Source organism: Streptomyces anatolicus (assembly GCF_019400875.1).
In the GTDB taxonomy this organism is placed as follows: domain Bacteria; phylum Actinomycetota; class Actinomycetes; order Streptomycetales; family Streptomycetaceae; genus Streptomyces; species Streptomyces anatolicus.
Genome location: NZ_WMBF01000242.1, coordinates 1 through 9,546, shown reverse-complemented (window position 1 = coordinate 9,546; position 9,546 = coordinate 1). Strand labels below are relative to the sequence as shown.

The window sequence follows — 9,546 nt, the reverse complement described above, 5'->3', positions numbered from 1 at the left end:
GTCCCCGCACCACCCCCGCACCGGCCGGGCACAGCACCGTCGCAGCGACCCCACGTCGCGCGGCGCCCGGCCGGCGCACCCCGCAGTACCCCGCAAGCCCCACAGCAGTACCGCTTCTCCCGCCCGACCCCCCACAGTTCCGCACCCTGAGACGAGTTGGAGCACGCATGCCCCAGCACGTACCGTCCTCGCTGCGCGCGGCCGCCCCGCGGCACGCGCAGCGACTGCCGGCGCCTCCCCCACAGCCACGCCGGATCGTCTTCCTCGCCCACCGCGACCTCGGCAACCCGGCCGCGGGCGGCTCCGAACTGCTCGTCGACCGGCTCGCCGACGGGCTCAGCAAACTGGGCCACCAGGTGACGCTGCTCTGCGGCGGACCCGCGGCCTACCGCGACTACCGCGTGGTGTCCGCGGGCGGCGACCTAGGTCACTACCTGCGGGCGCGGTCCGCGTTCACCCGGCAGGTCGGCGACTGCGATCTGCTGGTGGAGGTCTGCAACGGCATGCCGTACCTGGCGCCGCTGTGGCACCGCGGCCCGACGCTGTGCCTGGTCAACCACGTCCACACCGATCTGTGGGGGATGCGCTTCCAAGGCGCGCTCGCCCCCGCGGCCCGGCTCGGCAGGAAGCTTGAGCACTGGGCCCTTTCCGGGGCGCAGCGCGGCAACCTCCTGGTGGCCGTCTCGCCGTCGACGGCCACCGCGCTGCGGGCGATCGGCGTGGACCGCGAGCGCATCCGCATCGTGCACAACGGCGTGGAGGAGCCGGGCCCGCTGCACGCCCGCTCCGACGAGCCCTTGTTCCTCGCGATGGGACGCCTGGTCGAGTACAAGCGGATCGATCTGCTCCTGCGCCTGTGGGAGCGGGTCAGGCCGGTCACGGGCGGCCGCCTCGTGATCGTGGGCGACGGCCCGGAGCGACAGCGCCTGGAACAGCTCGCCGGTCCCGGCGTGGAGTTCCGCGGCCATGTCTCCGAGGCCGAGAAGCACCGGCTGCTCTGCGAGGCGTGGATGCTGCTGCATCCCTCGGCCGTGGAGGGCTGGGGCCTTGTCATCACCGAGGCGGCGACGCGTTCGACGCCCTCGGTCGGCTTCGACGTCCCAGGGGTCCGCGACTCCATAGAGGACGGCGTGACCGGCCTGCTCGCCCGCGGCGAGAGTTCCTTCGCCGCCGCCTGGTGCACGCTGGCGCTCAGCGCCGAGCGCCGCAGGGCACTCGGCAAGGCCGCCGGCGACCGGGCGGCCCAGTTCCGCTGGGGCAACACCGTGCGGCAGTTCCAGGCGGTGGCGGCCGAAGCGGTCGCCGCCCATCACGCGCCCGCCGGGCTCCCCATACCCGCGCCCGCCGGGCCCCCGACCGCACAGGGGACTAAGTGAAAGACCCGTCCCTGCGTCGCTCCGCCACGCTTTTCCGCGCCTTCATGCGCGAACAGCGGGAGCCGGAGCGCTGCTACACCCTCCTCGCCAAGGACGCCGCCGACCAGGTGGAGGCGTACGTCAAGGTGAAGGACCGCGTCGTCGTCGACATCGGCGGCGGAGGCGGCTACTTCACCGAGGAGTTCCGGCGCCGAGGCGCCCAGAGTTACCTCTTCGAGCCCGACCTGGCGGAGATGACGGCGTCGGGCACCAAGCCCCCGGAGGGCTCGGTGCTCGCCGACGGCTATCTGCTGCCGCTGGCCGACGAGATCGCCGACGTCACGTTCTCCTCGAACGTCCTCGAGCACGTCGACGACCCGCAGACGTTCCTGAGCGAGATGGTCCGGGTCACCAGGCCCGGCGGGCTCATCTATGTCTCGTTCACCAACTGGCTCTCCCCCTGGGGCGGCCACGAGTGGGCGCCCTGGCACTACCTGGGCGCCGACCGGGCCCGCGCCCGCTATGAAAGACGTACCGGAAAAGCCGCGAAACACACGCTCGGCGAGAACCTCTTCGCACATCACGTCGGAACGACCCTGCGCCAGGTGCGGGGCCGTTCCGACGTGGACGTGGTGTCGGCACGTTCGCGCTACTGGCCTTTCCTGGCCGGGGCGATCACCAAGGTGCCGGGTGTGCGCGAGTTCGCGACCTGGAACCTCCTTCTCATTCTCAGGCGGTGTCCATGACCACGGTCCAGGCCCCACCCCCGGCCTCCGTGCGGCCCACGACCGACGCCCCTGAACCCTCGCGGGGGCCGCGCTCGCGGCGCTGGCTGCTGGGGTTCTGGGCCGTGGTGTTCGTGCTGTTCCTCGCGGTGAAGCCGGGGCGGATGACGTTCGACACCAAGCTCGGTGTCACCGTCGACCCCTGGCAGTTCCTCTCCGACCTCGGCCAGCTCTGGCACGACCGAGGCGGCTTCGGCGGGATCCAGGACCAGTACGTCGGGTACGCCTTCCCGATGCTGCCGTTCTACGGCCTCGCCGACCTCGTGCAGCTTCCCGTCTGGTTCGCCGAGCGGCTCTGGCTCTCGCTGATCGTGGCGGTCGCCTTCTGGGGCGCGCTGCGCCTCGCCGAACGCCTGGGCATCGGCAACCGGCAGAGCCGACTGCTCGGCGCGGTCGTCTACGCCCTGTGGCCGACGTTCACCGTGGTCGTCGGCTCGACGTCCGCCGCGGCGCTGCCCGGCGCGTTCCTGCCGTGGGTGCTGCTGCCGCTGACCAACGAGCGGATCAGCGCGCGCCTCGCCGCCTGCCGCTCGGCGCTGATCATCCCCTTCATGGGCGGTGTGAACGCGGCGGCGACCCTCGCCTCGCTGCTCCCGGTCGCCCTCTTCCTCCTCTCCCGCCCGAACGGCCCGCGCAAGCGGAAGCTGATCACCTGGTGGGTGCCGGGCGTCATCCTGGCCACCGCCTGGTGGATCGTGCCGCTGCTGATGCTCGGCATCCACGGCGAGAACTTCCTTCCGTACGTGGAGAACTCCGCCACCACGACCGGCACCATGTCGGCGACCGAGACGCTGCGCGGCGCCGGCAACTGGGTGGCGTACCTGAACTTCGGTGAGGCGTGGCTGCCGGCCGGCTGGACGGTGGCGACGGCCGTCGTGACCGTCGTCTGCTCGGCGCTCGCCGCCGCTCTCGGCCTCGCGGGGCTCGCCCGGCGCGATCTGCCCGAGCGGCGCTGGCTGGTCCTGACCGTCCTCTCGGTCGTCCTGATCACGCTGGCCGGGTACGGCGGCGCGTTCGGCGCGCCCTTCCACGAGACCGTCCAGTCCTGGCTGAACGGCGGGCTCGTCCCCTTCCGCAACATCTACAAGTTCCAGACGGGCCTCGCGCTCGCGCTGGCCTTCGGCCTGATGCACCTGGCGGGCGTCGCCTCCCAGGCGCGTCGCGGGGTCCGGCCGGTGCGCGGAAGACGGTACGCGCCCGCGATAGCCGCGCTCCTCGTGCTGCCCGGCCTCGCCTGGCCGTACGTCAACGGCTCGATACTCCAGCCCGGTTCGTTCCAGAAGCTGCCCACGTACTGGCAGACGACGGCCGACTGGCTGGAGAAGTACTCCCCCGACTCCCGTGCCCTCGTCGTCCCGGCGACCGCGCACGGCATCTACACCTGGGGCTCGCCCATCGACCAGCCCCTCGACGTGCTCGCCGAGTCCCGCTGGGCGCAGCGCGACTACGTGCCGTTCGGCACGCCGGGCAACCGCCGCGCGATGGACGCGGTCGAGCAGGCGCTGATGACCGGCGGCGAAGTGCCGGGCCTGACCGACTACCTGACCCGCGCCGGGCTCTACTACGTCGTCGTACGCAATGACCTCGACCCGGACCAGGTCGGCCACGTCCCGACCGCCACGGTCAAGCGCACCCTGGAGGAGTCCGGCTTCCGCCGCGTCACCGGCTTCGGCCCCAAGACCACCGGCGGCACGATTCCCGACGACACGCCCCTCCAGGTGGAGGGCCTCTACCCGCGCGACCGCGCCGTGGAGATCTACGCCCCCGGCGAGGGCGCCGAGCGCCCGGGCCAGGCCGGTCTGAAGCCCGTCGCCAACACGGCGGTCGTCAGCGGTGGCCCCGAAGCCCTGCTTCCGCTCTCCGCCGACCCCGCGATGCGGGACCGCCCGGCCGTCCTGACCGGTGACAACCACCCCGGCGTCGGCACGCCCGCCCTCCAGGCGGTCGGCGACGGACTGCGCCGCGCCGACACCCGTTTCGGCCTGGTCAACTCCAATACGTCGTACACCTACGGCCCCGACGAGCGGAACGCCCCCGACGCGGTCCAGGACCCCGGCAAGAAGCCGCACCAGATCCTGCCGACCAACGGCGTCGAGCACCAGACGACGGCCGAGCTGCGCGGCGCCAAGTCCGTCTCGGCCTCCTCCTACGGCAACTGGCTCTTCCACCTGCCGCAGTACGACCCGGTGAACGCCTTCGACGGCGACCCGGCGACGGCCTGGGCCGAGGGCGGCTCCGACTCGGCGGCGGGCGAGTGGATCAAGGCGGAGTTCAACTCCGAGATCACCGTCCCGTCCTCCTTCCGCGTCACCCCGCTGCCGCAGGACGGCGTGCGGGCCGCGCCCACCCGGGTGCGCGTGGAGACCGAGGCGGGCAGCGTCACCAGCTCGCTGCAGCCCGACGGCACTCCGCAGCGCGTCAAGGCCCGTGCGGGAGCCACCGACTGGATCAAGATCACGATCGTGGACACGCAGGAGGCGCGCCCGGGTCTGACGGGTGCGGGCTTCTCGGAGATCACCCTCCCCGAGGTGCGCGTCACCAAGCTCCTCCAGCTGCCGAAGGACGCGGAGAAAACGGTCGGCGCCGACGCGACGACGTACTCGCTGCACCGCTCCTCGGACCCGAACGCGCTCTCGCCGGTCAACGCCGAGGCGGGTCTGCACCGCCGCTTCACCACCACGGGCTCCGGTGAGTACGAGGTGAAGGCGAGCGCGGTGGCCATGCCGGGTGCCGCGCTGGACGAGCTGCTCTACAAGGTGGCCCCCGAGCAGAAGCAGCAGATCATCGCCACGGCCGACTCCACGGCCAGGCTCGGCCGGGGTCTTTCGCCGCGCAACCTCACCGACGGCGACCTGACCACGGCGTGGATCGCGGGCACCGACAACCGTCCGGTGATCCACCTCAAGTGGCCGGACAAGCAGCCGGTGGGCGAGATCGTGCTGCCCGCCGCGGGCGGTCTGTCCACCCGTCCCGAGAAGATCGAGATCAGCTCGCCGGACGGGGCGACGACCGCGGGCGTCGACGAGAACGGCATCGCGCGCTTCACCCCGATCACCACCGACCAGCTGGACATCACCATCACCAAGACGGCGCCGCTGACCGTCCACAACCCGGTGGCGGACGACGACCTCCAGCTGCCGGTGGGCCTCACCGAGGTCTACGTCCCCGCGCTCGACCAGTACCGCACGCCGCAGCCCGACGCCTCGGAGCGCTTCTCGCTCCCCTGCGGCCAGGGTCCGACGATGTCGATCGACGGCGAGCTGTACGAGACGAGCGCCAAGGGCAAGGTCGCGGATCTCACCGAGCGCAGGCCGGTCGAGATCAGCCTCTGCCAGCGCGGCGAGAAGGACACGGCCGTACGCCTCGACGCGGGCGCGCACAGCGTCGAGACCGGGGACTCGGGTCCGCTCGCGGTCATGGACGCCTCGCTCACCCGGGGCACCCCGGGTGAGGTGGACAAGACCGCCCGTGAGCTGAAGATCAAGGACTGGCTCGGCGACCGCCGCGAGGTGAGCGTCGGCGCGGGAGCGGCCTCGTACCTGTCGACGTACGAGAACGTGAACGACGGCTGGAAGGCGACCCTCAACGGCAAGGAGCTGACCTCGCTGCGGCTCGACGGCTGGCAGCAGGGCTGGCTCGTGCCCAAGGGCGAGGGCGGCACGGTGAAGCTCACCTACGAGCCCTCGCAGACCTACGAGATCGGTCTGATCCTCGCCGGTGTCGGTGTCCTCGCGCTGGTCGCGCTGGTCCTCGTCCGGCGCCGCGAGCCCAACACGGACGCGCTCACCCCGGCGCCTCCCGCCCCGGGTCCGATCCTCGGCACGGTGGCGCTGACGCTGGTGGCCGTGGTCATCGCGGGACCGTTCGCCCTGCTCGTCCCCGCTCTCGCGCTGCTGGCCTGGTGGCGGCACGCGCTGCTGGTGCCGATCGCGTTCACGGCGATGGCGGGCGCGGGTGTCGCGGCGGCGATCGGTGCCGGGGAGGCGGTCAGCGAGGACTCCGGAGCCTTCGGTCCTGTGGCCCAACTCCTCGCGCTCATCGCCCTGTTCGCAGCGCTGGTGAGTGTGGGCGAGCGGCGGGCGCGTCCGGACAAGCACCCGGAGGCCTATCCGGGCACGCGTCCGGACACCGCCGATACGTTGGTCTACGGGCCGGGCGGCGGTCCCGCTTCCGGGCAGCCGGGGCAACCTGCGCGGCCCGGGGTGGGCCCCACGGTCTCGGCCCGGGGTCCCGAGCAGGCGCAGGCCGGGCCCGCGCCCGCGTCCGCCCCAGCTCCCGCGCCCGCGCCCGCGCCCGCGCCGCAGAGCGATGCGACGGTCCGCTTCCCGCGGCACGGGGGCGGGCCCACGACAGGAGAAGGCACGCAGCGATGACCGCACTGGAACACCCGGCACGGCGTGCGGACGGCTCTGGCCGGCCGCCCGCGCGCGTGCCGTTCCCCGTCGTCGACGAGGTCTCCCGGCACTGCCTCCAGGAGGAGGAGCCGGAGACCGTGCACATCGAGGTGCACCTGCCGGGCACCCCGGACCCGGACCGGCTGCGGGCCGCCTTCAACGAGGCCCTGCGCCGCCATCCCCGCATCCTGATGCGGGAGGCGCGGGGCCCGTGGTACCGCCGCCGCTACGAGTGGGAGCTGACGGCGGACCCCGACGTGGAGGCGGTGACGTTCCCTGCTCCGGAACGGGACGCCCTCAAGCGCGCCCGCGAACGGTCCCTGGCCCAGGCGCCGCCGCTCTCGGCTTCCCCGCCGATCCGTCTGGAGGTGGTGGCGGCCGAGGCCGACGCCGCCTCCGGGCGGGGTGAGGGCACGCCCGCCGACGGGGACACTCCCGCCGGCCCCGGCACGGTCCTCTTCCTCACCATCAATCACACCGCCCTCGACGGCCCCGCCTGTCTCCGCGTCCTCGCCACGGCCGCGGAGATCTACGGCGGCCGGGACAACTCCCCCGCGGCACCGCCCACTCGGACGCCGGACAGCGCCGGGGCCGCGCCCCAGCCCCCGGCCGACGCGCCCTCCGGGTGGGCGCCCCCGGCGCGGGTCGCCAAGGGCGCGCCCGAGCCCTCGCCCGGCAACGGCATGCTCGTCGCGGAGCTGCCCGTGCCGCGCCGGCCCAAGGGGTCGCCGTTCACCGTGAACGACCAGCTGATGGTGGCGACCGCGCTGATGATCGCCCACTGGAACCGCGAGCACGGCGAGCGGCCGCGCCCCCTGCGCATCACCATGCCGGTGGACGACCGCCCCCGCGACGCGACCATGCCGATCGGCAACGGCACCCGGCTCGTCGAAGTCCCCTTCAGCGCAGCCGAGCTGGGCCACCGTGACTGGACGCCGGAAGCCATCGGCGACCTGCTGCGCCGCACCTCCGACCGCACCCGCGCCCTCAAGGCCCTGGCCCGTCCCCAACTGGGCCACGGCGCGAGCCTGTTGACCGCACCGGTGCTCCCGGTGACGCTCAGGGCCGCCGTCACGCGCGGGCTGCGCCGGGCCGCCGCGCCCTGGACGTCGACGACGCTCCTGAGCAACATCGGGCGCATCCCGTACGCCCTGGACTTCGGCGACGCGGGCCGCGCGCACGCCGTGTGGTTCTCCGCCCCGGCCCGGCTGCCGCGCGGCCTCACCGTGACCACCGCGTCCACGGCGGGCCGCCTGCACCTCGCCCTGCGCTGGTCGAAGACCCTGCTCAGCCACGGCGACGGCGCACACCTGCGGGATCTGTTCGAGCACTACCTGCACGCGACGGAGCACACGCGGGCAGACGAGAAGGGAGGGCCGAGGTGACCGCCACGACCACCAAGCGCCCCGCCGGACTCCGGGACTTCTACGAGGACCCCGGCGTGCCGGTCGCCTCGGGCGACGCCCGCACCCTGCGCCAGGCCCGCATCCTCGCCGACGCGCTCGGCCCGGCCACGGCCCGTGCCGCCACCGTCCTGGACATCGGCTGCGGCGACGGTTCGGCCGCCGCGACCGCGGCGCCGCTCCTCGCGGGCCACCGCGTCATCGGCGTCGACTGGTCGCAGGACGCCCTCAAGCGCGCCCACGCCCACCTTCCGTACGTCGTACGCGGCGAACTCACCGACGGCGGGCTGCCGTTCGCCGACGGGGCGGCCGACGCCGTCCTGTTCAGCGAGGTCATCGAGCACCTGGTGGACCCGGACAGCGCGCTGGACGAGCTGAGAAGGGTCCTCAGGCCAGGGGGGCACCTCATGCTCTCCACGCCCAACCTCGCGGCCTGGTACAACCGCGGCCTGCTCCTCGCCGGGGTGCAGCCGGTCTTCTCCGAGGTGAGCCTGCGCGGCATCCACGGCCGCCCCGGCAAGGAGGTCGTGGGCCATCTGCGGCTCTACACGGCCCGCGCCCTGCGGGAGTTCGTCGCGGCGAGCGGCTTCACCGTCGTACGCATGTCAGGTGCGCCCTTCCACGGCGTGCCGCGCCCGCTGCGCGCCCTGGACCGGCTCGCGTGCGCCGTGCCCAGTGCCTCCTCGATCCTGCTGCTGCACGCCCGAAGGTCTTGAGTCCGATGTGGTGGGGTGTGGCCGCGGCGCTGCTCGCGAACGTGCTCTACAGCACCGGGTTCGTCCTGGAGAAGCGGGCGCTGACCACCATGCCGTCGGTCAGCGTCCGCAATCCGGCGCGGCTGCTGCGGCAGGTGCTCGGCAGCCCGCTGTGGATCGGCGGCTCGCTCGCCCTGGCGGCGGGCTTCGGCGCCCAGCTGGCGGTGTACCGGACGCTGCCGATCGCCGCCGCGCAGGGCATCTTCGTCTCGGGCCTCGTCCTTCTGCTGCTGCTCTCCTCGGTCCTGCTCGGCGAGCGGACCTCCGGCCGTGAGCGGTACGCGGTCGCCGCGATCCTCCTGGCGCTGCTCATGGTCGTCCTCTCGCTGAACGAGGAGAACGACACGGTGAGCCGCGGCGCGCCCGTGGCGCTCGTCCTCACCGTCTGCCTGCCCTCGCTCGCCGCGGGCCTGTGGCTGTACGGCGCCGCCGAGCGCCGGGCCAAGCACCGGCACCGCATGCCGTCGGCGGGCGTCGAGTACGGCGTCGCGGTGGGGCTCCTGTACGGCGTCAGCTCGCTGGCCATCAAGGGCGTCTCCAGTCATCTGACGACACAGGGCATCGGCGGCGCCCTTGTGGACCTGCTGCGCTCGCCGTACCCGTATCTGCTCCTGTTCACCGGCGCGTTCGGGCTGATCATGTCGCAGGCCGCGCTCCAGCGCTGCCGCGCGTCGCTGATCGTTCCGGTGTGTACGACGGTGACGGCCCTGTTCACCGCGGTGCTCGGGACGCTGGCGTTCGGCGAGGCGCTGCCGGACGATCCGGTGCGCCTCGCGCTGCGCATCGCGGGCACCGTGCTCGCGGTCTCCGTCCTGCTCGCCATGCCGAAGCACGACGGCCCCCCACCCCAATCC

At 73.2% G+C, this 9,546-nt stretch carries 6 protein-coding genes; all 6 read left to right on the top strand.

Annotated features, from left to right (window positions below; translation table 11 throughout):
• Positions 1 to 167: 167 nt before the first annotated feature.
• Positions 168 to 1,376, top strand: a complete 1,209-nt coding sequence (locus GKQ77_RS20560) for a glycosyltransferase family 4 protein (protein WP_125512599.1) — start codon at positions 168 to 170, stop codon at positions 1,374 to 1,376.
• Positions 1,373 to 2,101 carry a class I SAM-dependent methyltransferase gene (locus GKQ77_RS20555; RefSeq protein ID WP_219690390.1) on the top strand — a complete coding sequence of 243 codons (729 nt, stop codon included), beginning with the start codon at positions 1,373 to 1,375 and terminating at the stop codon, positions 2,099 to 2,101. The genes GKQ77_RS20560 and GKQ77_RS20555 overlap by 4 nt, the downstream gene beginning before the upstream one ends.
• The gene (locus tag GKQ77_RS20550) at positions 2,098 to 6,513 is read left to right on the top strand and encodes an alpha-(1->3)-arabinofuranosyltransferase (RefSeq protein ID WP_219690389.1); all 4,416 of its coding nucleotides are present in this window, start codon (positions 2,098 to 2,100) and stop codon (positions 6,511 to 6,513) included. Before GKQ77_RS20555 ends, GKQ77_RS20550 begins: the two co-directional genes overlap by 4 nt.
• Positions 6,510 to 7,919: a condensation protein gene (locus GKQ77_RS20545; protein WP_219690388.1), complete on the top strand. Its 1,410-nt coding sequence runs from the start codon at positions 6,510 to 6,512 to the stop codon at positions 7,917 to 7,919. Before GKQ77_RS20550 ends, GKQ77_RS20545 begins: the two co-directional genes overlap by 4 nt.
• On the top strand, positions 7,916 to 8,653 hold the full coding sequence (locus GKQ77_RS20540) for a class I SAM-dependent methyltransferase (protein WP_219690387.1): 738 nt from the start codon (positions 7,916 to 7,918) through the stop codon (positions 8,651 to 8,653). The genes GKQ77_RS20545 and GKQ77_RS20540 overlap by 4 nt, the downstream gene beginning before the upstream one ends.
• 17 nt (positions 8,654 to 8,670) lie before the next feature.
• Positions 8,671 to 9,546: hypothetical protein (locus GKQ77_RS20535; protein ID WP_219690391.1), on the top strand; the 876-nt coding region annotated here is incomplete at its 3' end.

Coding starts and splice junctions, on each gene's coding strand:
- GKQ77_RS20545 (WP_219690388.1), top strand. CDS start 6,510: ATGACCGCACTGGAACACCCGGCACGGCGTGCGGACGGCTCTGGCCGG.
- GKQ77_RS20560 (WP_125512599.1), top strand. CDS start 168: ATGCCCCAGCACGTACCGTCCTCGCTGCGCGCGGCCGCCCCGCGGCAC.
- GKQ77_RS20550 (WP_219690389.1), top strand. CDS start 2,098: ATGACCACGGTCCAGGCCCCACCCCCGGCCTCCGTGCGGCCCACGACC.